Source organism: Micrococcus sp. H39-S4 (genome assembly GCF_027158145.1).
In the GTDB taxonomy this organism is placed as follows: Bacteria; Actinomycetota; Actinomycetes; order Actinomycetales; family Micrococcaceae; genus Micrococcus; species Micrococcus luteus.
Genome location: NZ_JAPVLT010000010.1, coordinates 1 through 25513, shown reverse-complemented (window position 1 = coordinate 25513; position 25513 = coordinate 1). Strand labels below are relative to the sequence as shown.

The following is a 25513-nucleotide window of genomic DNA, read 5'->3' as shown; positions in this document are numbered from 1 at the left end:
TGACGGGCGTCCCACCGTCCCCCATGCGAAGGTCGTTGCCCTGATGACACCCAGCCCCGAGACCGGCGCGGAGCCCACCGCGCCCGTGGCGGAGATCTCCCCCGTGGACGCGGAGGCGGTGGAGGCCGCTGTGCAGGCCGCGCTCGCCGCATATGAGGCCGCGGCCGACCTCGATGAACTCAAGGCCGCCCGCCTGGCCCACACCGGCGACCGGGCCCCCTTGACTCTCGCGAACAAGGCGATCGGCGCTCTGCCCAAGGAGCGCAAGGCGGAGGCCGGCAAGCTCATGGGCGCCGCACGCGGCCGCCTGGGCAAGGCCCTGGCCGCCCGCACCGAGGTGCTCGAGGCGGAGCAGGCCGCGCGGATCCTGCGCGAGGAGACGGTGGACGTGACCACCGCGGTCCGTCGCCGCCGCGTCGGCGCCCGTCACCCGCTCTCGCTGACGATGGACCGTGTCTCGGAGATCTTCGTCGGCATGGGCTGGGAGATCGCGGAAGGCCCCGAGCTCGAGTCCGAGTGGTTCAACTTCGACTCCCTCAACTTCGCGCCGGATCATCCGGCCCGCGAGATGCAGGACACCTTCTTCGTGGACCCGGCCGAGGCCCACCTGCTGCTGCGCACCCACACCTCTCCGGTGCAGATGCGCTCCCTGCTCGAGCGGGGAGCCCCCACCTACGTGCTGTGCCCGGGCCGCACGTTCCGCACGGACGAGCTGGACGCCACGCACACCCCGGTGTTCCACCAGTTCGAGGGCCTGGCCGTGGACAAGGGCCTGACCATGGCCCACCTGCGCGGCACCCTCGAGTACTTCGCCCGCCAGATGTTCGGGGCGGAGGCGGCCATCCGCCTGCGCCCGAACTTCTTCCCGTTCACCGAGCCCAGCGCCGAGCTGGACATCTGGCACCCCGGCGCCAAGGGCGGGCCCCGCTGGATCGAGTGGGGCGGCTGCGGCATGGTGCACCCGAACGTGCTGCGCGCCGCGGGCCTGGACCCGGAGGAGTACTCCGGGTTCGCGTTCGGCATGGGCGTGGAGCGCACGCTCATGTTCCGCAACGAGGTCCCGGACATGCACGACATGATCGAGGGCGACGTCCGCTTCTCCCAGCACTTCGGAATGGAGGTCTGATCCATGCGCATCCCCCTGGACTGGCTGCGGGAGTTCGTCCCCGTGCCCGCGGAGCACCGTGCCGAGGACGTGATGGCCGACCTCGTCCGCGTCGGCCTCGAGGAGGAGGACGTCCACCGTCCGGCTGCCGAGCTGCAGGGCCCGATCGTCGTCGGGCAGGTGCTCTCCAAGGAGCCCGAGCCGCAGAAGAACGGCAAGACCATCAACTGGTGCTCCGTGCGCGTGGTGCCCGAGGGCGCCGCACAGCCGCTCACCGGCGAGGGGATCGAGCCCTCCGGCGTGCAGGGCATCGTGTGCGGCGCCCACAACTTCGAGGTCGGGGACAAGGTCGTCGTGGCCCTGCCCGGCGCGGTGCTGCCCGGCGACTTCCGCATCAGCCCCCGCAAGACCTACGGCCACGTCTCGGCCGGCATGATCGCCTCCAGCACGGAGCTGGGCATGGGCGACGACGGCACGGACGGGATCATCGTGCTCGGCGACCTCGGGCTCGACCCCGAGCCGGGCACCGACGCCCGGGACGTCCTGGACCTGCACGGCGAGGCCGCCGAGATCAACGTGACGCCCGACCGCGGCTACGCGTTCTCGATGCGCGGCGTCGCGCGCGAGTACGCGCACGCCACCGGCGTGCCCTTCACGGACCCGGCCGCCGCCGTCCACCCGCCCGCGGCCGACGACGCCGGCCCGGCCGTCCGCATCGACGACGACGCGCCGATCCACGGCGAGCCCGGGGCCACCCGGTTCGTGGCCCGCACGGTCTCCGGCGTGGACGCGACCCGCCCGACCCCGCCGTGGCTGGCCGCGCGCCTGCGCCTGGCCGGCATCCGCACCATCTCCCTGCCGGTGGACATCTCCAACTACGTCATGTGGGAGCTGGGCCAGCCCCTGCACTTCTACGACGCGGACACGCTCTCCGGCGAGATCGTGGTGCGCCGCGCGCGGGCCGGAGAGACCCTGACCACCCTCGACGGCAAGGAGCGCGAGCTCGACCCCGAGGACCTGCTCATCACGGACGACTCCGGCCCCATCGGCCTGGCGGGCGTCATGGGCGGGGCCGCCACCGAGGTCACGGACGCCACCACCACGATCGTGGTCGAGTCCGCGAACTTCGACCCCGTGTCGATCGCCCGTACGCGGCGCCGGCACCGCCTGCCCTCGGAGGCGTCGAAGCGCAACGAGCGCGGCGTCGACTGGGAGATCGCCGACGAGGCGGCCGAGCGGGCCGTGCAGCTGCTCGTCGAGCTCGCCGGCGGCACCGCCGAGCCCGGGGTCACCGACGTCGGGACGCGGCCGCAGCCGGCCGTCGTCGAGATGGCCGCCGACTTCCCCTCCGCCCTGGTGGGCGTGGCGTACACGACCGACGAGGTCGTGGAGACGCTGCGCGCCCTGGGCGCCGAGGTGGCCGTCGCCGAGGCCGCCGCCGACGTCGCCCCGCGGCTGACCGTGACCGCCCCGTCGTGGCGCACGGACCTGCGCATCCCCGAGGACCTCGCCGAGGAGGTCGCGCGCCTGCGCGGCTACGACGCGATCCCCTCCGTGGTGCCCGTGGCCCCGCCGGGCCGCGGCTTCACCCGCCGCCAGGCCCAGCGTCGCCGCGTGTCGGCCGCGCTCGCGGCCGCGGGACTCACCGAGGTGCTGGCCTACCCGTTCGTCTCCGAGGAGCAGAACCGGCGTTTCGGGGCGGACTCGGACGCGCAGGGCCAGGCCCTGGCGATGGTGGCCCTGGCCAATCCGATCGCCTCCCAGTACCGGTACCTGCGCCTGTCGCTGCTGCCGGGCCTCGTCGAGACCGCGCGCCGCAACCTCGGACGCGGCTTCCGCGATCTGGCGCTGTACGAGATGGGGCTGGTCTTCCTGCCCGGCGCGCAGCTGGGCTCGGCGACGATCCCCCCGCGCGCGGTCCACCCCTCCGCCGAGGTCCTCGCCGACCTCGAGGCCGGCATCCCCGCTCAGCCGTGGCACGTGGCCGGTCTGTACGCCGGGCACGACTCGGCGCCCGGGCCGGACCACGACCCCCGCCCGGTGGACTGGCAGGACGCGATCGCCGGGGCCCTCGACGTGGCCGACGTCCTCGGCGTCGAGCTGACCGTCCGGCAGGGCCGGCACCACGCGTTCCACCCGGGCCGGGTGGCCGAGCTCGTCGTCGTGACCGAGCACGGGGACCGGGTGGTGGGCGTCGCCGGCGAGCTGCACCCGCAGTGGCTCGAGGCCGAGGACCTGCCCGCCCGCACGAGCGTGTGGGAGCTGGACCTGGACGCGCTGTGCGCCGCGGCCCCCGAGATCGTGGTCGCCGCACCGCTGTCCACGTTCCCCGTGAGCACGCAGGACGTGGCGCTCGTGGTGGACGAGGCCGTCGTGGCCGGGGACGTGCGCGCGACCCTCGCCGAGGGCGCCGGGGAGCTGCTCGAGGCCGTCGAGCTGTTCGACGTCTACCGGGGCGCGGGCGTGCCGGAGGGGCGGAAGTCCCTCGCGTTCTCCCTGCGCTTCCGCGCCCCTGACCGCACGCTCACCGCGGAGGAGGTCTCCGAGGCCCGCGCCGCGGCCACCGCGCTCGCGGCGCAGCGGCACGGGGCGGTCCAGCGCTGACCGTGTCCGTCGCGACCGGCCCGTGGGGCCTGACCTCGGCCGTCCCCGCCTCGGCGGGGGCGGCGGACGCCGTCTCCGCGCTGCTCGGTCAGGTGCGCACCGCCCTGACGGCGGCCTGGGGCGTGCCGGTGGGGCCGCTCGGGCTCCGGCACGCCTGCCCGCGCTGCGGCTCGGCCGCGCACGGCGTCCCCGCGCTGACCGGCCTGCCCCCCGGCCGGGTCGCCCTCGTCTCGTTCACGCGCGTCCGGATGCCCGGCACTGAGGACCGGGCTCGGATCGGGGCGTGGTGGGCGCCGGCACGGCCCGCCGACGGGCTCGGCCTCGGGGTGGACGTCGAGCGGGCGGACGCCGCGGCCTTCGCGGACGAGGACGGCCTGGGCGGGGTGGGCTTCTCGACGGCGGAGCGCGCCCGGGTGCGGGAGCTTCCCGCCCCCGAGAGGCCCGCCGCGCGGGCCCGGCTGTGGACGCGGAAGGAGGCGCTCGTGAAGGCCGCCGGCACCGGCTTCACGGGCGACCCCGCCGCCGTCGACGCACTGACCGTGCCGGCCGACGTCGTGCTGGTGGACCTCACCGACCGGCTGCCGGGCGGTCTCCTCGGGGCGCTGGCGCTGCGGGGCCGCTGAGTCGACCGCGCGGGCGCCTCAGCCCGGGAACGGCGGCAGCTCGGGCCGCAGCGTCCACGCGTCGAAGAGCTCGTCCACCTGCGCTCGGCTCACCCCGGCGTGCGGGGCCCACGCGTGCACGTGCGTGCGCAGCCCCAGGGAGTCGACGGTGCCGAACCGGTGCTCCCGCACCCAGGCGCGCAGCATGGAGCCGAAGAGGTCCGTGCCCAGCAGGTGCCGCAGCGCCTCCACGGTGAGCGCGCCGCGCTTGTACACCCAGTCCTCGAACATCTCCTCCGGCCCGGGCTCGGCCAGCGCCTGCTCCACCGGGTGCGCGGCCAGCTTCTGCCAGGCCCGCCGCGCCATCGAGGTGATGCTGGACCGCCCCGAGGCCTCGGCCCACAGCCACTCGGACCAGCAGGCGAAGCCCTCGTGCAGCCACAGGTCGGACCAGCGGCCCAGGGTCACGGCGTTGCCGAACCACTGGTGGGACATCTCGTGGGCGATCAGCCGCTCGGACTCCCACGAGCCGTCCAGGTGGTTGGTGCCGAACAGCGACATGCTCGCGGCCTCGAGCGGGATCTCGAGCTCCTCGTCGGCCACGACCGCGGTGTAGTCCTCGAATGGGTATGGCCCGTAGGCGTCGATGAACGTGGCCATCATGGCCGGCTGGGGGGCAAGGGCCCGGAGGGCCCGCTGCTCGGTCCGCGGGGAGACCACGAGGCGCAGCGGCGGCAGGCCCTCGGCGGGAGGGGCGGCGTCCACGAGCCGGTAGCGGCCGATCTGCACGCTGAGCAGGTAGGCGGGCACGCGCTGGTCGAGCCGCCACCGCCACGTGACCCGCGAGCCGCGCGTGCGCACGGGCGCGCCCACGCCGTTGGCGACGGGCAGGTAGCCCGCGTCGCAGGTGAGGGTGATCTCCGCCGTCGAGCGGGAGGTGGGGGAGTCCACGCACGGCAGCCACGTGGAGGCGCCGTGGGGCTGCCCGGCCACGAGCACGCCGTCCGTGAGCTCCTCCCAGCCGATCGTGCCCCACGGGCTGCGCCGCAGCGTGGGCGTGCCCGCGTAGACCACGGTCAGCTCCACGAGCGTGCCCTCCGGCCGGCTCTCGTCCAGGTCGACGACGAGGCGGCTCGGGGCGCGGCCCGGCTGGGTGAACGAGGAGGCGACGGCGCGGCCGTCGACGACGGCGGCCACCCGGGACACGCGCAGCCGGTGCAGGTCCAGCTCGATGCGGCGGCTCTGCTTCGTCAGGCGCACGCGCAGGACGGCGGTGCCGGAGACCCGGTTCGCGGCCAGGCGCACGTCGAGGTCCAGTGCGATGTGCTCGACGGTGGCGGCGTCGGTGCCGACGCCCGGGACGTAGGGATCGGTGCTCATGCTTCCTCTCGGGAGGGGGTGGCCGCGGCGGCGGGGTCGCCGTCGGGACGACGCCACGGGGAGACCGGGTTGCCGAGCCACCACGTGCCGGCGGGCAGCTCCTCGCCGCGCATCACGAGGGACCCGGCACCGACGGTGGTGCCGCGGCCCAGGCGGGCGGCGGGCAGCACCACGGAGTGGGGGCCGAGGGTGGCGCCGTCCTCCAGGACGACGGCGTCCAGGGACATCACGCGGTCGTGGAACAGGTGGGTCTGGACGACGCAGCCGCGGTTCACGGTGGCGCCGTCGCCGAGCTCCACGAGGTCGGCCTCGGGCAGCCAGTAGGACTCGACCCAGGCGCCGTGGCCGATGCGGGCGCCCATCGCGCGCAGGAACCAGACCAGGGCGGGGGTGCCGGCCGCGGCCCGGCTGAACCACGGGGCGGCGAGGAACTCGGTGAAGGTGTCCGCGACCTCGTTGCGCCAGATGAACGAGGACCACAGCGGGTGCTCGCCCGCGCGGATCCGGCCGACGAAGACCCGCTTGGCGAGCACGGTCAGGCTCGCCGCGACCGCGCCGGCCGCGAGCAGGACGACGCCGCCCAGGACGAAGGCCAGCGCCCACGTGCCGACCGCGATGAGGGCGGCCAGCGTCGCGCCGACGGCGAGGGACAGGGCCACGTGCAGCCACACCGGGATCGCGCGCAGCAGCTCCCAGGCGGTGCGGGCGGCCTTGAGTCGGGCCGGCGGGTCGTAGGTGAGGGCGGCGTCTGCGGTGACCTCGTTGCGGCGCAGGCGCACGGGCGGGGAGCCCATCCAGGACGTGCCCGCCTTGGTCTTGGCCGGGGTGGTGGACAGCACCGCCACGAGCGAGTCGCGGCGCAGGGTGCGGCCGCCGGGCACCATGCCGGAGTTGCCCACGAACGAGCGCTTGCCGACCTTCGCGGGGGCCACGTGCATCCACCCGCCGTCGAGGGAGTAGGAGGAGACCATCGTGTCGTCGGCGAGGAACGCGCCGTCGCCCACGCGGGTCATGCAGGGCAGGAGCACCACGGTGGAGGCCTCGACGCCGCGGCCCACCTCGGCGCCCAGCAGGCGCAGCCACGTCGGCGTGAAGCGGGAGGCGTAGATCGGGAACAGCTGGTCGCGGGCGGCGTCGAGGACGCGCTCGGTGGCCCACACCTGCCAGCCGACCCGGGAGCGCACGGGGTGGTGCCCCTCCGTGATGCCGAGCGCGAGCAGGCGCACGGTGACGAGCACGAGCAGCATCTGGGTCAGGAACCAGACGCCGGCCACCAGGGGGCTTGCGGCCAGCAGGCGCGCCGCGGTGGTCCCGACGGCGGCCAGCGGCCCCGCCTCCGGGGCCGGCGGCCACCAGGTCAGCGACCACGCGGCCACCGCGGCCGCCGCGGCGGCGGAGACGAGCGGAAGGAGGGAGATGAGGGTCGAGAGGACGGTCGCCATCAGGCGCCAGCCCGGGGTCTCCCGCGGCGCCTCGGCGGGGCCGCGGGACTTCACCTTGCCCACCTTGACGGCGGGGGAGCCGGCGTGGCGCTGGCCGCCGCGCACCCGCCCGGCGACGGTGGACCCGGCCTCGACGTGCGCCCCGGCGCCGACCTGGGCGCCCGGCAGGAGCGTGGAGCGGGCGCCCACGACGGCGTCCGCGCCGATGCGCACCTCGCCGAGCCGGACGACGTCGCCGTCGACCCAGTAGCCGGACAGGTCCACCTCAGGCTCGATCGCGGCGCCCTCCTCGACCGTGAGCATGCCGGTGACCGGTGGCACGGTGTGCATGTCCACGTCCTTGCCGATCCGGTTGCCCAGCAGTCGCGCGTAGGCGGGCACCCACGTGGCGCCGGCCAGCGAGTAGGGGTCCACGAGGTCGCTGATCTGCTGGGCGAGCCACAGGCGCAGGTGGACGCGGCCACCGCGCGGGTAGGACCCGGGGCTCACGCCGCGCAGCAGCAGCCGGGCCGTCGCGGCGGTGAGCAGCATGCGGCCGGGCACGGTCACCACCAGCAGACCGGCCACGATCAGCACCCACCACGGCACGGTGGGCAGCCCGGGCGCGAGCCCGGAGAGCGTCAGCAGGTTCAGGGCCAGGCCGGTCCACACGCCCAGGCGCAGGGCGGGCAGGACGAACACGGGCAGTCCCACGAGGGTCTGGACCCACTGGGTGCGGTGGCGGGTGCGGTCGACGTGCCGGTCGTGCACCTCGATGCCGCGGGGGCCGTCGTCGCCCACGACGGCGGCCACGAGGGCCCCGGCGGTGGGGTTGCGGTAGACGTCCTGGACGGTCACGGCCGGGTGGCGCAGGCGCAGGCGGGCCACGAGCTGGGCAGCGGCGAGCGAGCCGCCGCCGGCCTCGAAGAAGTCGGTGTCGGCGTCCTTGGGGGGCGCGCCGAGCACGTCCGCCCACTGGCGCAGCACCCAGCCGTCGGCGGTGTCCTCGTTCGGCTGGGGCGCGTCCTCGTCCACCTCGGCGCCGGGCAGGGGCCACGGCAGCGCGTGGCGGTCCACCTTGCCGGAGGTCTTCGTGGGCAGGGAGTCCACGACGGCCAGCCGGGGCACGAGTGCGGCCGGCAGCTCCGCCGCGAGGTGCTCGCGGGCCATGTGCAGGTCGAGCTCGGCCTCGGGGTCCGCGGGGACGAGGTAGCCGACGAGGATCTGGTGGCCCGCCGGGGTGGTCTGCACGGCCGCGGCGCCGCCGTGGACGCCGGGCAGGGCCTGGAGCGCCGCGTCCACCTCGCCGAGCTCGATGCGGCGGCCGCCGAGCTTCACCTGGTCGTCGGCGCGGCCGACGAACAGCAGGCCCTCCGGCTCGAAGACCACGAGGTCACCGGAGCGGTAGGCACGCTCCCAGCCGAGGGAGGGCATGGGGGCGTACTTCTCGGCGTCCTTGGCCGGGTCGAGGTAGCGGGCCAGGCCGACGCCGCCGATGATCAGCTCGCCCGTCTCGCCCTCGGCCACGGGCAGCGTGGTCTGCGGGTCGACGACGGCCAGGTCCCAGCCGTCCAGGGGCAGGCCGATGCGGACCGGGCCGAGACCCGTGAGCGGGGCCGCGCACGCGACGACGGTGGCCTCCGTGGGGCCGTAGGTGTTCCAGACCTCGCGGCCGTCCTCCGCCAGGCGCGCGGCGAGCTCGGGCGGGCAGGCCTCGCCGCCGAAGATCAGCAGCCGGACGTTGTCCATGGCCTCGGTGGGCCACATCGCGGCGAGGGTCGGCACGGTGGACACGGCGGTGATGCGCCGCTCGGCGAGCCACGGGCCGAGGTCCATGCCGGAGCGCACGAGCGAGCGGGGGGCCGGGACCAGGCACGCACCGTGACGCCAGGCGAGCCACATCTCCTCGCACGAGGCGTCGAACGCGACGGACAGTCCCGCCAGCACGCGGTCGCCCGGGGCGAGCGGATCGTCCGCCAGGAAGATCCGCGCCTCGGCGTCCACGAAGGCCGCGGCCGAGCGGTGGCTCACCGCCACGCCCTTGGGGGTGCCCGTCGAGCCAGAGGTGAAGATGATCCACGCGTCGTCCTCGAGCCCGGGGGCGCGGGCCTCCGCGGCCGGGTCCGCGGTGTGCTCGGGGTGCGGGGCGTAGACCCGCTCGTCGGTGAGGACGCCGGCCACCTTCGCCTCGCCGAACACGAGGCGGGCGCGCTCCTCCGGATCGTCCGCGTCCACGGGGACGTAGGCCGCGCCGGCGGCGAGCACGCCGAGGATCGAGACGTACAGCGCGGCCGTGCCCGAGGCGATCCGCACGCCGACCCGGTCTCCCGCCCGCACGCCGGCGGCCCACAGGTGGCGGGCGGTCTCGTCGACGCGCTCCCGCAGCTCCGCGTACGTCAGCGGCTCGACGCCGTCGTCCAGGGCGGTCGCGTCCGGGTGCTCGCGCGCCGTGGCGTCGAAGAGCTCCACGAGCGTCCGGGCGGGCGGGGTGCGCTCGGAGCCGGGCAGCTGCGGCCGATGCGGCGCGCCCGCGGGGTCGAGGGGGACGGAGGGCGGGGTGGGCGCGGCGGACGAAAGGGACACAGGGGCCTCCGGGGGTGTGAGCGGCAAACCGAGGGTCGGACGCGGACCAGGCCGCAGCGGGACATTCTATGCCCCGCCCGCGGCCGCGCGGGGCGCCTGGAAGGCACCGGGCGGGTCCGGCTCAGGACAGGGTGAGCAGCACCTTGCCCGTCGTCGACCGGGACTCGAGGGCGGCGTGCGCGGCGGCCGCGTCCGCCAGCGGGAAGCGCTCGCCGATCCGTACGTCGAGCTCGCCGGAGGCCCACGCCCCGAACACCTCTCCACCACGCCAGCGGGTCTCCTCGCCCGTGCGCGTGTAGTGCACCAGCGAGGGCCGGGTGACGTACAGCGAGCCGGCCGCGTTGAGCCGCTGCAGGTCGAAGGGGGGCACCTGCCCGGAGGCCCCGCCGAAGAGCACGAGTGTGCCGCGCACGCGCAGCACCTCGAGCGAGGTGTCGAAGGTGTCCTTCCCCACGCCGTCGTACACGACGTGCGCGCCCTCGCCGTCCGTCAGCTCCGCCACCGTGGCGGCGAGGTCCGGATAGTCCACCGCGGCGACGGCGCCCGCGCCCCGGGACAGCTCCCGCTTCTCCTCCGTGGACGCCGTGGTGACCACGCGGGCGCCGCGGGCCGTCGCGAGCTGGGTGAGCAGGAGCCCCACGCCGCCGGCACCGGCCGTCACGACCACCGTGTGGCCCTCCTCCACCGGGAAGGTGGACCGGCAGAGGTAGTGGGCCGTCATGCCCTGCAGCGGAAGGGCGGCGGCCTCGGCCAGGTCGATGCCCTCCGGGACGGCGAGGAGACGATCCGCGGGGGCGGTGAAGTGCTCGGCGTACGCACCGGTGGCCGTCGCGGTGGCGACACGGGCCCCCAGGAGCGCGGCGTCCACGCCCTCGCCGAGCGCGACGACCTCGCCGGAGCCCTCCGTGCCGGGGGTGAAGGGCAGGTCCATCGCGTAGGTCCCGGAGCGCTGGTACGTCTCGATGAAGTTCAGGCCCGCCGCGGCGGTCCGCACCAGCACGTGCCCCGGTGCGGGAGAGGGCACCTCCGTCTCGGTCCACTGCAGGACCTCGGGGCCGCCCGTGGCGGACACGACGACGGCGTGGTGGGTGCGGGGGACGGCGGGGGTGTTCGCAGTGGTCATGGCCCCACTCTAGGAGCGGGCCCGGACATCCGGCCCGTCCCGGGGGACCCGAGGCACCGCATAGATATTCCGTGCAACGCATATCTACGCTAGGATGGGGCCATGACCCACACCGTCGCCGTCTCCGGAGCCAGCGGCTACGCCGGGGGAGAGGCCCTGCGCCTGCTCGCCGGCCACCCGTCCGTCACCGTCGGAGCCATCACGGCCCACTCGAACGCGGGGGAGCGCCTCGGCGCCCTCCAGCCGCACCTGCACGCCCTGGCGGACCGCGTCCTCGCCGAGACCACCGCGGACGTCCTCGCCGGTCACGACGTCGTGATCCTCGCGCTGCCCCACGGGGCCTCCGGGGCGCTCGCGGCCGAGATCGCCGAGCGCTCCCCGGACACCCTGGTGATCGACGCGGGCGCCGACCACCGCCTCGAGTCCGCCGCGGACTGGGAGGCCTTCTACGGCACCGCGCACGCCGGGACCTGGCCCTACGGCCTGCCCGAGCTGCCCGGTCAGCGCGAGCGACTCGCCGGCACCCGCCGCATCGCCGTCCCCGGGTGCTACCCGACCACCTCGATCCTCGCCCTCGCGCCCGGCTTCGCCGCGGGGCTGCTCGAGCCGCAGGACGTGGTGATCGTCGCCGCCTCGGGCACCTCCGGGGCGGGCAAGGCGCTGAAGCCGCACCTGCTCGGCGCCGAGGTCATGGGCGGGATGAGCCCGTACGGCGTCGGCGGCGGGCACCGGCACACCCCGGAGATCGAGCAGGGCCTGGCCCAGGCGGCCGGCGAGCCGGTCCGCGTCTCCTTCACGCCCACGCTCGCGCCGATGTCGCGCGGCATCCTCGCGACAGCCACGGCGCGCCTGCGTCCCGGCGTCGCCGCCGCGGACGTACGCGCGGCGTGGGCCGCGGCCTACGGCGGCGAACGCTTCGTGCACCTGCTCCCCGAGGGACAGTGGCCCACCACGAAGGCGGTCCTCGGCTCCAACCACGTGCAGCTGCAGCTCGCCGTGGACGAGCGGGCCGGCCGCGTGATCGTCTGCGCGGCGCTCGACAACCTCACCAAGGGCACGGCCGGCGGCGCCGTGCAGTCCATGAACATCGCCCTGGGCCTGCCGGAGCAGGCGGGGCTCGAGCAGCAGGGGGTCGCGCCGTGAGCGTCACCGCAGCACAGGGGTTCCGGGCGGCCGGCGTCACCGCGGGGCTGAAGGCCTCGGGCACGCCCGACGTCGCCGTCGTCGTCAACGAGGGCCCGCGCGACGCGGCCGCCGCCGTCCTCACCGAGAACCGGGTGGCGGCCGCCCCCGTGGTCTGGACCCGCCGCGCCGTGCGGGACGGTCGCGCGACCGCGGTCGTCCTGAACTCCGGCGGGGCCAACGCGGCCACCGGCGCCGAGGGCCTCGAGGACGCCCGTCGCACCGCCGAGCACGCGGCCGCGGCCCTCGGGACCTCCGCCGACGACGTGCTCGTCTGCTCGACCGGCCTCATCGGCGAGCGCCTGCCGATGGACACGCTCACCGCGGGCGTGGCCGAGGCGGTCGCCGCCCTGAGTCCGGACGGCGGCGAGGACGCCGCCGTCGCGATCAAGACCACGGACACCGTGGCCAAGACCGCCGTGGCCCGCGGCGCGGGCTTCACCGTGGGCGGCATGGCCAAAGGGGCGGGCATGCTGGCACCCGGCATGGCCACGATGCTCAGCGTCATCACCACGGACGCCGACGTCCCCGCACCCGCCCTCGACGCGGCCCTGCGCGAGGCCGTGCGCGCCACCTTCAACCGGGTCGACTCGGACGGGTGCATGTCCACCAACGACACCGTGATCCTGCTGGCCTCGGGCGCGTCCGGGACCGCGCCCGAGCCCGAGGCGTTCGCCGCGGCCCTCCACGAGGTCTGCGCGGACCTGTCCCGCCAGCTCGTCGCCGACGCCGAGGGCGCCCGGCACGACATCGCCGTGCGCGTGGTCCACGCCGAGACCGAGGAGGCGGCCGAGGCCGTCGCGCGCGCCGTCGGCCGCTCCAACCTGTTCAAGACCGCGATCTTCGGCCAGGACCCGAACTGGGGACGCGTGATCGCCGCCGTCGGCACGGTCCCGGAGTCGGTCGCCGCCTTCGACCCGTACGCCCTCGACGTGCGCTTCAACGGCGTCCAGGTGTGCCGCGCCTCCGGCGTGGGAGAGGACCGCTCCCGCGTGGACCTCTCGGCCCGCGAGGTGCTCGTCGAGGTCGACCTGCACGCCGGCGACGCCGAGGCCACGGTCTGGACCAACGACCTGACGCACGACTACGTCCACGAGAACTCCGCCTACTCCACGTGAGGACCCCCAGCATGAGCCCGCACACCGATCCGGCCACGGCGGCCGCGCCCGTCCTGTCCACCGCGGACCGGCTCGACCGCGCCGAGTCCAAGGCGGAGGTCCTCGTCGAGGCCCTGCCCTGGATCCGGCGGTTCGCCGGCACCGTCATGGTCGTCAAGTACGGCGGCAACGCCATGGTGTCGGAGGAGCTGCGCCGGGCGTTCGCCGAGGACATCGTGTTCCTGCACCACGTGGGGGTCCACCCCGTGGTGGTGCACGGCGGCGGCCCGCAGATCAACGCGATGCTCGACCGCCTCGGCATCGCCTCGGAGTTCCGCGGCGGCCTGCGCGTGACCACCGAGGAGGCCATGGACGTGGTCCGCATGGTGCTCACGGGACAGGTGGGCCGCGAGCTGGTCGGCCTCGTGAACTCCCACGGCCCGTACGCCGTCGGCTTCTCCGGCGAGGACGCGGGGCTGCTGCGCGCCCGCCGCACGGGCGCCGTCGTCGACGGCCAGGAGGTGGACCTCGGCCTCGTGGGAGAGGTCACCGGAGTCGACCCGACCGCGATCCTCGACGTGATCGAGTCCGGGCGGATCCCCGTGGTCTCGTCGGTCGCCCCCGAGATCAACGACGACGGCGAGCCCACCGGGCAGGTCCTCAACGTCAATGCGGACACCGCCGCCGCGGCCCTGGCCGCCGCCCTCGGCGCCGCGAAGCTCGTGCTGCTCACCGACGTCGAAGGCCTCTACGCCGACTGGCCGGACCGCGACTCCCTCATCAGCTCGCTCACCGCCGCCCAGCTGCGCGCGCTGCTGCCCTCCCTGGCCTCCGGGATGATCCCGAAGATGGCCGCGTGCCTGGCGGCCGTGGACGCCGGCGTGCAGCGCGCCCACGTCGTGGACGGCCGCCGCCCCCACTCGATGCTGCTCGAGGTCTTCACCTCTGCGGGCGTCGGCACCCAGGTGGTGCCCGACGCCGAGCCCACCGCCCCGACCACCCCCGAGGAGGACGCATGAGCACCGACCAGTCCGCGCTGCTGGAGCGCTACCACGCCGCCCTGACCGGAGTCTTCGGCCGCCCCACCCGCGTGCTCGTGCGCGGCGAGGGGGTCCACGTGTGGGACGCCGACGGCCGGCGCTACACGGACCTGCTGGCCGGCATCGCCGTGAACGCGCTCGGCCACGGCCACCCGGCGCTGGTGCGGGCGGTGTCCGAGCAGGTCGCCACGCTCGGCCACGTGTCCAACCTCTTCACCTCCGAGCCGCAGATCCGCCTGGCCGAGCGCCTGCTGGAGCTGGCCGGCGCGCCCGCGGGCTCCACCGTGTTCTTCGCGAACTCCGGCACGGAGGCCAACGAGGCCGCGTTCAAGCTCGCCCGCCGCCACGGTGCGGACGACCCGTCCGGCCGCCGGACGCGGGTGATCGCGCTCGAGCGGGCCTTCCACGGCCGCACGATGGGCGCCCTCGCGCTCACGCACAAGGAGGCCTACCGGGCGCCCTTCGAGCCGCTGCCCGGCGGCGTGGAGCACGTGCCGGGCGGGGACGCCGCGGCCCTGCGGGCGGCCCTGGCCCCGGACGACGACGGCGCCACCGTCGCCGCCGTCATCCTCGAGCCGGTCCAGGGCGAGGCCGGCGTGCACGGCTGGCCGGCCGGCTACCTGGCCGAGGTGCGGGCCGCGACCCGCGAGGCCGGCGCCCTGATGATCCTCGACGAGGTGCAGTCCGGCGTGGGACGCACCGGCACGTGGTTCGGCTTCCAGAACCCGGCCGTCACCGGGGCGGCCGAGCCGGTGGTGCCCGACGCCTTCACCCTGGCGAAGGGACTGGGCGGCGGCGTGCCGATCGGGGCGCTCGTGTGCGTCGGCCCCGCCGTCTCCGGGCTGCTCACCGCCGGCCAGCACGGCACCACGTTCGGCGGCAACCCCCTGGCCACCGCCGCGGGCCTGGCCGTGCTCCAGACCGTCGAGGACGAGGGCCTGCTCGGCCACGTCCGCGCCGCGGGCGAGGCCGTGGCCGCCCTGCTGGAGGACCTGCCCGAGGTGGCCGCGGTCCGCGGTCACGGCCTGTGGATCGGCGTCGACCTGGCCGACCCCGCGGGACCGGCCCCGGCCGGCGGGCTGGCCCCCGCCGTCGTCGCCGCCGGCCTCGAGGCGGGCTGGATCCTCAACGCCACCGGCCCCTCCACCCTGCGCCTGGCCCCGCCGCTGACCGTGCCCGTGGCCGAGCTCGAGCGCTTCGCCGCGGCCCTGCCCGGGCTCGTGGCCGCCGCCCTGACCCCCGCCGAAGGAGACCGCCCATGACCCCCGCTGCCGCCGTCCGCCACTTCCTGGTGGACACGGACCTCACCCCGGCCGAGCAGGCCGAGGTGCTCGACCTCGCCGCGCAGATGAAGGCCGACCGGTTCCGGCACCGCCCGCTGGCCGGGCCCCGGACCGGCATCGTGTTCTTCGACAAGACCTCCACGCGCACCCGCGTCTCGTTCGCGGCCGGCATCGCCGAGCTCGGCGGGACGCCGCTGATCGTGAACCCGGGGGAGTCGCAGCTGGGCCACAAGGAGTCCGTGGCCGACACGGCCCGCGTGCTGGAGCGGATGGTCGGCGTCATCGTCTGGCGCACGTTCGCCCAGGCCGGCCTCGAGGAGATGGCCGCCCATTCCTCGGTGCCCGTGGTCAATGCGCTCAGCGACGACTACCACCCCTGTCAGATCCTCGCCGACCTGCTGACGGTGCGCGAGCACCTCGACGGCACGGCGGGCCGCACTCTGGCGTATCTGGGGGACGCGGCGAACAACATGGCCCACTCGTACCTGCTCGGCTGCGCGACGGCCGGCATGCACGTGCGGGTCGCCGGACCCGAGGGGCACCTGCCTGCCGAGGACGTCGTGGCCGCTGCCCGACAGCGGGCGGCGGAGACGGGCGGTTCCGTCCTCGTCACGACGGACGCGGTGGAGGCCCTGGCGGGCGCGGACGTCGTCGTGACCGACACGTGGGTGTCCATGGGCCAGGAGGAGGAGAAGGAGGCCCGCCTGGCGCTGTTCCGCGACTACCAGGTGGACGCCGCCGCGATGGCGCGGGCGGCCGACGATGCGATCTTCCTGCACTGCCTGCCCGCGTACCGGGGCTACGAAGTCACGGCCGAGGTGATCGACGGGCCGCGGTCCGTGGTGTTCGACGAGGCCGAGAACCGCCTGCACGCGCAGAAGGCGCTCATCGCCTGGCTGCTGTACCGCTCCGGCCTGGCCGAGGAGCCGCGCTGATGGCCGCCCCCACGACGAAGATCGCCCGTCAGGCCGCGATCCGGGAAATCCTGGCCACCCGGGGCATCCGCTCCCAGGCCGAACTCTCGGACGCCCTGGGCGATCGCGGGCTGTCCGTCACCCAGGGCACGCTCTCGCGGGACCTGGTGGACCTCGGCGCGGTGCGGACGCGCGGGCCGGCCGGCATGGTCTACGCCCTGCCGGCGGAGGGCGACGACGGCGCCGTGCCGGGCCGCGGTTCGGACGCGCAGCTGAACCGGCTGGCGAGCATGGCCCGCGAGCTGCTCGTCTCCGCCGAGCCCACGGCGAACCTCGTGGTCCTGCGCACGCCCCCGGGTGCGGCGCAGTTCCTGGCCAGCGTGATCGACCAGGCGCGCGTGGAGCACGTGATGGGCACGATCGCCGGCGACGACACCATCCTCCTCATCACCACGGGGACCACGTCCGCCCCGGCCGTCGCGGCCCACCTGCTGGGTCTGGCGGGCTAACCGACCCGTCCGGCCCCGCCCGCGCGGGTGACGGGCACCAGGCACGAGGAAGGCCCCCGCCGACGGCGGGGGCCTTCCTCGTGTGGTACCGGTCCGGGGGACCGGTCAGGCGTCTCAGGCCTGCGGCAGGACGAGCTCCTGGCCGACGTAGATCACGGCGGCGTCGGAGACGGCGCCCTTGTTGGCCTCGTAGAGGGCGGTCCAGCCACCCTCCACCTCGTACTCGTTGGCGAGCTTCCAGAGGGAGTCACCGGACTTGACGACGATGGTCTCGGCCTCGGCGACGACGGCCTGCTCCGCGGCAGCGGCCTGCTCCGCGGCGGCAGCCTTCTGAGCGGCGGCCTTCTCCGCGGCGGCAGCCTTCTGAGCGGCGGCCTTCTCAGCGGCAGCGGCCTTCTGAGCGGCAGCCTTCTCCGCGGCGGCGGCACGCTGGGCGGCAGCCTTGTCGGCGGCGGCCTGCTCGGCAGCAGCCTGCTTGGCGGCCCAGCGCTCGGCGGCGGCCTGGTCGGCAGCAGCCTGCTTGGCGGCCCAGCGCTCGGCCGCGGCCTGGTCGGCAGCAGCCTGCTCAGCCGCGGCCTGGTCGGCAGCAGCCTGCTCAGCCGCAGCCTGGTCGGCAGCAGTCTCGTCCGCGGCGGACTGGCGCTGCACGGTGGCGGTGCGCTCCACGGCGACCGGGGCGGCGTCCACGTCGCCGGCGTCCGCGTCAGCCTGGGTCAGGCCCAGCTTCTGCGAGCACAGCGGCCAGGCGCCCCAGCCCTGCAGGTCCTGGAGGATCTCGGCGCGCTTGATCTGCTCGGCCTTCGAGGCCTGATGCGGGTAGCCCTCGCCGCCGACGGCCTGCCAGGAGGACAGGGTGAACTGCACGCCGCCGTAGAAGCCGTTGCCGGTGTTGATGTCCCAGGTGCCGCTGGACTCGCACTCGGCGAGGCGGTCCCAGGTGTCCACGGTGGCGGCCTGGGCCGGGGCGGAGAAGCCCACGGCGGCGGCGCCGGCGAGGGTCATGCCCGCGACGATCGAGGCGGTGGCACGGCGGGAGCGGGTGGCGGAAGTGGTGAAGAGAGTCATGGTGTCCATGGCGAGTCCTCGCTGATCGGCGGCCGAGGCGCACCGGGGTCGTCCTTCTCCTTGGTCGGGTCATGCCCTCCGTCGGTTCGAGACGACCCAGCAGCGGGCGACCGTCGGAGGGGGTTCGATGTCGTGGCCTCCCCGTCCCCGACCTCTCGGTCAGATCACGGTTCGATCACGAATCGGCTACGGAAGAGTCAACGACGGGAGCCCCCCTCGCGTCAAATCATGGGTCGACGGATTCTTGCCCGTCTGTCTGAAATTTGAGAACGGGTGACGAATCGATCCCTAGAGTCGTGGGCGCGTGGATGAAATGCACGCTACTGGTCGGATTTGCTGTCATGGTGTCTGATCCGCCGGTGTGGACAACCTCCGTCACAGGGGCATGGGCGAAGGTCACGATCGACGGCCGAGGCCGTGACCTGAGTCGCGTTCGACCCGGGATTCGAGGGCGGAGCGATGGTCGCCCGTGGCCGTCGCTGTCGGCGCAGAGGGGCTGCACAGGGGCCATCGGGAGCTGATATTCCGTCAGTTGCATATTTATTCAAGATCCGGGTAGGATCGCCACCGAGCACGCCTCCGACGGCCACGTGCCGCGCTGGGAGACCCCCCCTATATAAAGAGGAGAAAACGTGAAGGAACGCATCATCCTTGCCTACTCGGGCGGCCTGGACACCTCGGTGGCCATCGGCTGGATCGCCGAGGCCACGGGCGCCGAGGTCGTCGCCGTCGCGGTCGACGTGGGCCAGGGGGGCGAGTCCCTCGAGACGATCCGCCAGCGCGCCCTGGACTGCGGCGCCGTCGAGGCCTACGTCGCCGACGCGCGTGACGAGTTCGCCGAGCAGTACTGCATGCCCACGCTCAAGGCCAACGCCCTCTACATGGACGCCTACCCGCTGGTCTCCGCGATCTCGCGCCCGGTGATCTCCCGCCACCTGGTCGCGGCGGCCCGCCAGTTCGGCGCCTCGACGGTGGCGCACGGCTGCACCGGCAAGGGCAACGACCAGGTCCGCTTCGAGGTCTCCATTCAGACCCTCGGGCCCGACCTGAAGTGCATCGCCCCGGTGCGCGACCTCGCCCTGACCCGTGAGAAGGCCATCGAGTACGCCCAGCGCAACGACCTGCCGATCGTCACCACCAAGAAGAACCCGTTCTCGATCGACCAGAACGTGTGGGGCCGCGCCGTCGAGACCGGCTTCCTCGAGGACATCTGGAACGGCCCCACGAAGGACGTCTACGACTACACGGACGACCCCGCCTTCCCGCCGGCGCCGGACGTGGTCACGATCGCCTTCGAGCGCGGCGTCCCCACGGCCCTCGACGGCCGCGCGCTGAGCCCGCTGGAGATCATCGAGGAGCTCAACCGCCGGGCCGGTGCCCAGGGCGTGGGCCGGATCGACATCGTCGAGGACCGCCTCGTGGGCATCAAGTCCCGCGAGATCTACGAGGCACCGGGGGCCATGGCGCTGATCGCGGCCCACCGTGAGCTCGAGAACGTCACCCTGGAGCGTGAACAGGCGCGCTTCAAGAAGCATGTGGACCAGCGGTGGACCGAGCTGGTCTACGACGGCCAGTGGTACTCCCCGCTGAAGCGGAACCTGGACACGTTCATCGACGCGACCCAGGAGCACGTCAACGGTGAGATCCGCCTGGAGCTCCACGGCGGCCGCGCCACGGTGCAGGGTCGCCGGTCCGAGACCGGCCTGTACGACTTCAACCTCGCCACGTACGACGAGGGCGACTCGTTCGACCAGTCCTCGGCCCGCGGGTTCATCGACATCTTCGGCCTGTCCGCGAAGACGGCCTCCGAGCGCGAGCAGCGCCTGCGCGGCAGCGACGACCTCCAGGACGTCGCCCGCCTGTCCAACGACTGACCCCGCACGCCCCGTGCACGACGGCGGCCCGCCCGCGACCGGGCCGGCCGCCGTCGGCCTGTCACCGACCTCGAGGAGACCTTCGATGACCGAGAACACCGATGCCCGCCACGGGACCAACGAGGGCGCCCTGTGGGGCGGCCGCTTCGCCGGCGGCCCTTCCGAGGCGCTCGCCGCGCTCAGCAAGTCAACGCACTTCGACTGGCGCCTGGCGCCCTATGACATCGCGGGTTCCCGTGCCCACGCCCGGGTGCTGCACACCGCCGGTCTGCTCAGTGCGGACGACCTGGACGGGATGATCGCGGCCCTCGACCGTCTCGAGGCGGACGTGCGTTCCGGTGCCTACACCCCGGCGGCGTCCGATGAGGACGTGCACGGCTCGCTCGAGCGCGGCCTCATCGAGCGGGCCGGTCCCGAGCTCGGCGGCCGCCTGCGGGCCGGCCGATCCCGCAACGACCAGGTCGCCACCCTCGGCCGGATGTTCCTGCGCGACCACGCCCGCATCATCGCGCGGGGCGTGATCGCCACGGTGGACGCGCTGCTCGATCAGGCGCGGGCGCACCCGCACGCGCCGATGCCGGGCCGCACCCACCTGCAGCACGCGCAGCCCGTCCTGCTCTCGCACCACCTGCTCGCGCACGCCTGGGCGTTCGCGCGGGACCTGCAGCGGCTCGTGGACTGGGACGCGCGCGCGGCCGTCTCGCCGTACGGCTCCGGGGCCCTGGCAGGCTCCTCCCTGGGTCTGGACCCGAACGCCGTGGCCACCGAGCTCGGCTTCGAGTCGGCCGTGTGGAACTCGATCGACGGCACCGCCGCCCGCGACGTGTACGCGGAGTTCGCGTGGGTCGCCGCGATGGTCGGCGTCGACCTGTCCCGCATCTCGGAGGAGGTCATCTTCTGGGCCACCAAGGAGGCGGGCTTCGTGACGCTGCACGACGCGTACTCCACAGGGTCCTCGATCATGCCGCAGAAGAAGAACCCGGACGTCGCCGAGCTGGCCCGCGGCAAGTCCGGCCGCCTCATCGGCGACCTCACGGGGCTGCTGGCCACGCTCAAGGGCATGCCGCTGGCCTACAACCGCGACCTGCAGGAGGACAAGGAGCCCGTCTTCGACGCCGCGGACACCCTCGAGCTGCTGCTGCCCGCCGTCTCCGGGATGATCGCCACCCTCGAGTTCCAGACGGAGCGCATGGCGGAGCTGGCCCCGCAGGGCTTCGCGCTGGCCACCGACGTCGCCGAGTGGCTCGTCCGCCAGGGGGTCCCGTTCCGCGAGGCCCACGAGCTGTCCGGCGAGGCCGTGAAGGCGGCCGAGGCCCGGGGCGTGGAGCTGTGGGACCTCACGGACGATGAGTACGCGGCCATCTCGCCGGCGCTGACCCCGCAGGTCCGCGAGGTGCTCAGCACGGAGGGCTCGCTCGCCTCTCGCGACGCCCAGGGCGGGACCGCGCCGACGGCCGTCGCGGCGCAGATCGGGGCGCTCGAGGACGCCCTGGAACCGCTGCGCCGCTGGGCCGACACGCCGGGCTCCGTCGTCGACGCCCGCTGACGCGGTCGCCCGGTCGAGTCGGCGTCGGCCGGGCCGGACGCGGCGGTGCCCGGCAGGGCACCGCCGCGTCACCCGCCGTTCACCGCGGTCGGCGTAGCATGGGTGGTCACTTTTCCGCCGGGCGGGCCGCAGCGTGGTCCGCCTCTCACCGCACCGCGAGGGCCCCCGATGACCGATACCGTGTCCGTCCGCCAGTCCGAGCTCGACCTCGAGCGGGGTCGGGTCGCCGAGCGGTACGCCCGCCTCGACGCCCTGCGTGAGGAGAAGGAGCGCCAGCTCGCGGCCGTGCGCCGGACCGGCCCGCAGGGGTCGCTGCAGAACCACTCCGAGCGCGACGCCTTCGCCAGCCTCTACGAGGACCGACTCGCCCAGCTCTACGCCGTGGACGACCGCCTCGTCTTCGGCCGGCTCGACCTCGACGCCGAGCGGGAGGGTGGGGCCGACGAGCAGCGGTACATCGGGCGCATCGGCCTCACCACCGAGGACCACGAGCGCCTCCTCGTCGACTGGCGCGCGGCCGAGGCCGGCGCCTTCTACCAGGCGACGGCGGCCCACCGGGGCCGCGTGCGCCGTCGTCGTCACCTGATGCTGCGGGGGCGCGAGGTGCGCGACCTCGAGGACGACATCCTGGACCCGACGCTGCTGGGCGAGGACGGCGTGCGCGCCGATGCCCAGGGTGCGCTGCTGGCCGCCGTCACCGCCCGACGCACGGGACGGATGGGGGACATCGTCGCCACGATCCAGGCGGAGCAGGACGAGGTGATCCGCGCGCCCCTGCCCGGGGCGGTCGTGGTGCAGGGCGGGCCCGGCACGGGGAAGACCGCCGTCGCCCTGCACCGCGCCGCCTACCTGCTGTACACCCACCGGGAGCGCCTCGCCCGCTCGGGCGTGCTGATCGTCGGCCCCTCGACCGCGTTCATGCGGTACATCGAGCGGGTGCTGCCCTCGCTGGGCGAGACGGGTGTCGTGATGTCCTCGCTGGGGACGCTGATGCCGGGCGTGCGGGCCGTCCCGGAGCGGGACCTCGACGCGGCGGCGGTGAAGGGCCGGCTGGACATGGTGGACGCCGTCGCCCACGCGGTCGCGCAGCGCCAGCGCCTGCTCGTCGAGCCGCGGCGCCTGATGATCGACGGCACGGCCGTCAAGCTCAAGCCGGCCATGGTCCGGCGCGCCCGGGACAAGGCACGGGCCACCCGCAAGCCCCACAACGAGGCCCGGGTGACGTTCGTGAAGATCCTCGTCCGCGAGCTCGCGGAGAAGCTGCGCAAGAAGCTGGAGAAGTCCTCGGGCGCCCCGGTGCAGCGTGACCTCCTGCTGGAGGACGTGCGCACCTCGCGCGACGTGCGCATCGCGCTCAACCTCTGCTGGATGCCGCTGACGCCGGAGAAGCTCATCGGCGACCTCCTCACCCGGGAGGACCTGCTCCGGGCGGCGGCCCCGTGGCTCTCCGACGCCGAGGTCGGCACGCTCCTGCGGCCGGCCGACGCCCCCTGGACCGAGGCCGACGTGCCCCTGCTGGACGAGGCGGCCGAGCTGCTCGGACGCCTCGACACCCCGGGCCGGGGCGGCGAGTTCGCGGCCCAGCACGAGCGCAACCTCGAGAACGCCAGGGCGTCCCTGGAGAACATGCACCAGACGCTCGCGGACCTGGGCGTCGACGGCGTCGTGGACGCCGAGCAGCTGGCCGCGGCCAATGAGGCACGCGGGGTGCGACGGACCACCGCCGAGACCGCGGCCCACGACCGCACCTGGACGTACGGGCACGTGGTGGTGGACGAGGCCCAGGAGCTCTCTCCGATGCAGTGGCGCCTGCTGGCGCGCCGCTGCCCGATGAAGTCGTTCACCATCGTGGGCGACATCGCGCAGTCCTCCCGTCGTGACGCGGCCGGCTCGTGGGCGTCCGTCCTCGCCCCGGAGTTCGGGGACCGCTGGCGCCTGGAAGAGCTGACCGTGAACTACCGCTCGCCCGCGCGCGTGATGCGCTGGGCCGCGCAGGTCGCACGGGCGGCCGGGCTCGAGGTCTCCCATCCGCGCGCCGTGCGCGAGGGCGACCACCGCCCGCGCCTGGTGACGGAGCCGGGCGGGGACGTCGCGGCCCTGGCCCCCGACGCGGTCGAGGTCGAGCGGGACCGCGTGCCCGAGGCCCTGACCGCCGTGATCGCCCCCGCCGAGCGGACGGGGGAGCTGCTCACGGCCCTCCGGGAGCGGTGGGGGGAGGCGGCCGTGGACACCGCGCCGCTGCCCGGCGTCGAGATCGTCGTCGCCACCCCGTGGGAGACCAAGGGGCTGGAGTTCGACACCGTCGTGCTCGTCTCGCCCGAGCGGATCGTGGCCGACGCGCGCGGCGTGGTGGGCGATCTGTACGTGGCGATGACCCGCGCCACCCAGTCGCTGTCCGTCGTCGCCGGGACGGACGCGGCCGCGCTGCCGGCCGGGCTGGCGGACGTCCCGGAGTGAGCCCCGCGGGCGACGTCGCACGTGCACGGCGTCGCGGAGGCGCGCGGGCGCGTCGCTAGGCTGGGGGCTATGGCACCCCAGAACGAGGAGCGCGCGGCCCGACTGCGCGCACAGGCGAACGACCCGAGCTTCGAGAACGTCTGGCAGGAGCTGCGCTGGCGCGGGCTCGTGCACGTCTCGACGGACGAGGCCGCGCTGGAACAGGCGCTGGCCGGGGAGCCCGTCTCGTATTACTGCGGCTTCGACCCGACCGCTCCGTCTCTCCACCTGGGACACCTGGTCCAGCTGCTCACACTGCGCCGCCTGCAGCTCGCCGGCCACCGCCCGTATGCCCTCGTGGGCGGCGCCACCGGCCTCATCGGCGACCCGCGGCAGACCTCGGAGCGCGTCCTGAACTCGCAGGAGACCGTGGCGGCGTGGGTGGAGTCGCTGCGCGCGCAGATCGAGCCGTACCTCTCCTTCGAGGGGGAGAACGCGGCGACCATGGTCAACAACCTGGACTGGACCGCGGGCATGAGCGCGCTGGACTTCCTGCGGGACGTCGGCAAGAACTTCCGCGTCGGCACGATGGTGAAGAAGGAGATCGTGGCCAAGCGCCTGAACTCTGATGAGGGCATCTCCTACACGGAGTTCTCCTACCAGGTGCTGCAGGGCAACGACTTCCTCGAGCTGCACCGCCGGCACGGCGTGACCCTCCAGACCGGCGGCTCCGACCAGTGGGGCAACCTCACCGCCGGCACCGAGCTGATCCGCAAGGTGGAGGGGACCCACGCCCATGCGCTGGGCACGCCGCTGATCACGAACGCGGACGGCACCAAGTTCGGCAAGTCCGAGGGCAACGCCGTCTGGCTCGACGCGGAGATGTGCTCCCCGTACGCCTTCTACCAGTTCTGGCTCAACACGGCGGACGCGGACGTCGTCGACCGACTCAAGGTCTTCACGTTCCTGACCCGCGCGGAGATCGAGGAGTACGCGCAGAAGGTGGCCGACGAGCCGTTCCGCCGGGAAGCCCAGAGGCGCCTGGCGTGGGAGGTCACGGCGCTGGCCCACGGAGAGGAGACGACGACGAAGGTCATCGAGGCCTCCCAGGCGGTGTTCGGAGGCGGCGACCTCACCACGGTGGACCCGGACACGCTGACCGCCGTGCTGGCCGAGCTGCCGCAGGCCGACCGGACCCAGTGGGAGGGGGAGCCGGGCACCGTGACCGCGGTCGAGCTGCTGGTCTCCACCGGGCTGGTCGCCTCGCGCTCCGAGGCGCGTCGGACGGTGCGCGACGGCGGCGCGTCGGTGAACAACGTGCGGGTGACGGATGCCGACCAGGTGTTCACCCGAGACGACGCCTTCGCCGGCCGGCACCTGCTGGTGCGCCGGGGCAAGAAGAACATGGCGGGCGCGGACCTGGGGGAGGCCTGACCACGGCCGCAGACCACCGGTGTCCACCGGCTCGCCAGAAGTGACCGAGGACACGACGGGCGACGACGGCGGAGAAACCGCCCACGGGAGGAGCACAGGGCCCCGTTCTCCGCAGGATTCTGCGGAGAACGGGGCCCTTTTTCATGCGTGGCCGCCGGGTGTCACCCTTGATTTTGTGTTCGGTGGGGTTCGTGTGTAGAGTTCCATCTCGTGCTCAAGACGCCGACCGGGTGACCGGGAGGCGGGGTGAAGAACACAGAATCCGCGGATTCATGCCGAGAATGGCAGGTCCAGGGCGGGTGGTGCTCACCGGGT

17 protein-coding genes are annotated in these 25513 nt (G+C 74.4%); 13 read left to right on the top strand and 4 right to left on the bottom strand.

Annotated features, from left to right (window positions below; genetic code table 11):
• Positions 1-43 precede the first annotated feature (43 nt).
• The 3 genes from pheS to O3T09_RS09860 are packed head-to-tail and all read left to right on the top strand — an operon-like array spanning position 44 to position 4332.
• Positions 44-1126 (top strand): phenylalanine--tRNA ligase subunit alpha, encoded by a 1083-nt coding sequence (gene pheS / locus O3T09_RS09870; protein WP_049147954.1) that lies wholly within the window; start codon positions 44-46, stop codon positions 1124-1126.
• Positions 1127-1129: 3 nt separating this feature from the next.
• Positions 1130-3709: a phenylalanine--tRNA ligase subunit beta gene (gene pheT / locus O3T09_RS09865; RefSeq protein WP_078025580.1), complete on the top strand. Its 2580-nt coding sequence runs from the start codon at positions 1130-1132 to the stop codon at positions 3707-3709.
• A 2-nt stretch (positions 3710-3711) separates the two neighbouring features.
• Positions 3712-4332, top strand: a complete 621-nt coding sequence (locus tag O3T09_RS09860; RefSeq protein WP_036337488.1) for a 4'-phosphopantetheinyl transferase family protein — start codon at positions 3712-3714, stop codon at positions 4330-4332.
• A gap of 18 nt (positions 4333-4350) precedes the next feature.
• On the opposite strand, the gene O3T09_RS09855 is transcribed toward O3T09_RS09860, so the two are convergent.
• The 3 genes from O3T09_RS09855 to O3T09_RS09845 form a co-directional block, all read right to left on the bottom strand.
• Positions 4351-5691 carry a M1 family metallopeptidase gene (locus tag O3T09_RS09855; RefSeq protein ID WP_136940068.1) on the bottom strand — a complete coding sequence of 447 codons (1341 nt, stop codon included), beginning with the start codon at positions 5689-5691 and terminating at the stop codon, positions 4351-4353.
• Positions 5688-9695 carry a Pls/PosA family non-ribosomal peptide synthetase gene (locus O3T09_RS09850; protein WP_041104187.1) on the bottom strand — a complete coding sequence of 1336 codons (4008 nt, stop codon included), beginning with the start codon at positions 9693-9695 and terminating at the stop codon, positions 5688-5690. The genes O3T09_RS09855 and O3T09_RS09850 overlap by 4 nt, the downstream gene beginning before the upstream one ends.
• A gap of 121 nt (positions 9696-9816) precedes the next feature.
• Positions 9817-10818, bottom strand: a complete 1002-nt coding sequence (locus O3T09_RS09845) for a quinone oxidoreductase family protein (RefSeq protein WP_036315656.1) — start codon at positions 10816-10818, stop codon at positions 9817-9819.
• Positions 10819-10920: 102 nt separating this feature from the next.
• Between O3T09_RS09845 and argC the strand changes: the two genes are divergently transcribed.
• Genes argC through argR form a run of 6 tightly spaced genes read left to right on the top strand, consistent with a single transcriptional unit; the run spans position 10921 to position 16843 of the window.
• Entirely contained in the window at positions 10921-11961 is a 1041-nt protein-coding gene (argC, locus tag O3T09_RS09840) for an N-acetyl-gamma-glutamyl-phosphate reductase (protein WP_036315659.1), read from the top strand.
• Positions 11958-13118, top strand: a complete 1161-nt coding sequence (argJ, locus tag O3T09_RS09835) for a bifunctional glutamate N-acetyltransferase/amino-acid acetyltransferase ArgJ (protein ID WP_135019467.1) — start codon at positions 11958-11960, stop codon at positions 13116-13118. Before argC ends, argJ begins: the two co-directional genes overlap by 4 nt.
• Positions 13119-13129: 11 nt before the next feature.
• Positions 13130-14116 carry an acetylglutamate kinase gene (gene argB / locus O3T09_RS09830; protein WP_179288539.1) on the top strand — a complete coding sequence of 329 codons (987 nt, stop codon included), beginning with the start codon at positions 13130-13132 and terminating at the stop codon, positions 14114-14116.
• Positions 14113-15399 carry an acetylornithine transaminase gene (locus O3T09_RS09825; RefSeq protein ID WP_049147958.1) on the top strand — a complete coding sequence of 429 codons (1287 nt, stop codon included), beginning with the start codon at positions 14113-14115 and terminating at the stop codon, positions 15397-15399. Before argB ends, O3T09_RS09825 begins: the two co-directional genes overlap by 4 nt.
• On the top strand, positions 15396-16355 hold the full coding sequence (gene argF / locus O3T09_RS09820) for an ornithine carbamoyltransferase (RefSeq protein ID WP_049147959.1): 960 nt from the start codon (positions 15396-15398) through the stop codon (positions 16353-16355). Before O3T09_RS09825 ends, argF begins: the two co-directional genes overlap by 4 nt.
• Positions 16355-16843, top strand: coding sequence for an arginine repressor (gene argR / locus O3T09_RS09815; protein WP_049147960.1), 489 nt, complete (start codon positions 16355-16357; stop codon positions 16841-16843). The genes argF and argR overlap by 1 nt, the downstream gene beginning before the upstream one ends.
• A 114-nt stretch (positions 16844-16957) precedes the next feature.
• On the opposite strand, the gene rpf is transcribed toward argR, so the two are convergent.
• Complete coding sequence (rpf, locus tag O3T09_RS09810) at positions 16958-17917, bottom strand: resuscitation-promoting factor Rpf (protein ID WP_078025584.1); 960 nt, start codon at positions 17915-17917, stop codon at positions 16958-16960.
• A 623-nt stretch (positions 17918-18540) separates the two neighbouring features.
• On the opposite strand from rpf, the gene O3T09_RS09805 reads away from it, so the two are divergent.
• The 4 genes from O3T09_RS09805 to tyrS all read left to right on the top strand — a co-directional run bounded on the left by O3T09_RS09805 (position 18541) and on the right by tyrS (position 25198).
• Positions 18541-19782, top strand: coding sequence for an argininosuccinate synthase (locus tag O3T09_RS09805; protein WP_063190209.1), 1242 nt, complete (start codon positions 18541-18543; stop codon positions 19780-19782).
• Positions 19783-19867: 85 nt separating this feature from the next.
• Positions 19868-21328, top strand: coding sequence for an argininosuccinate lyase (gene argH / locus O3T09_RS09800; RefSeq protein ID WP_063190210.1), 1461 nt, complete (start codon positions 19868-19870; stop codon positions 21326-21328).
• 168 nt (positions 21329-21496) lie between these two features.
• Positions 21497-23785: a HelD family protein gene (locus O3T09_RS09795; protein WP_269295517.1), complete on the top strand. Its 2289-nt coding sequence runs from the start codon at positions 21497-21499 to the stop codon at positions 23783-23785.
• A gap of 69 nt (positions 23786-23854) precedes the next feature.
• Positions 23855-25198 carry a tyrosine--tRNA ligase gene (gene tyrS, locus O3T09_RS09790; protein WP_070708495.1) on the top strand — a complete coding sequence of 448 codons (1344 nt, stop codon included), beginning with the start codon at positions 23855-23857 and terminating at the stop codon, positions 25196-25198.
• The last annotated feature ends 315 nt before the right edge of the window (positions 25199-25513 follow it).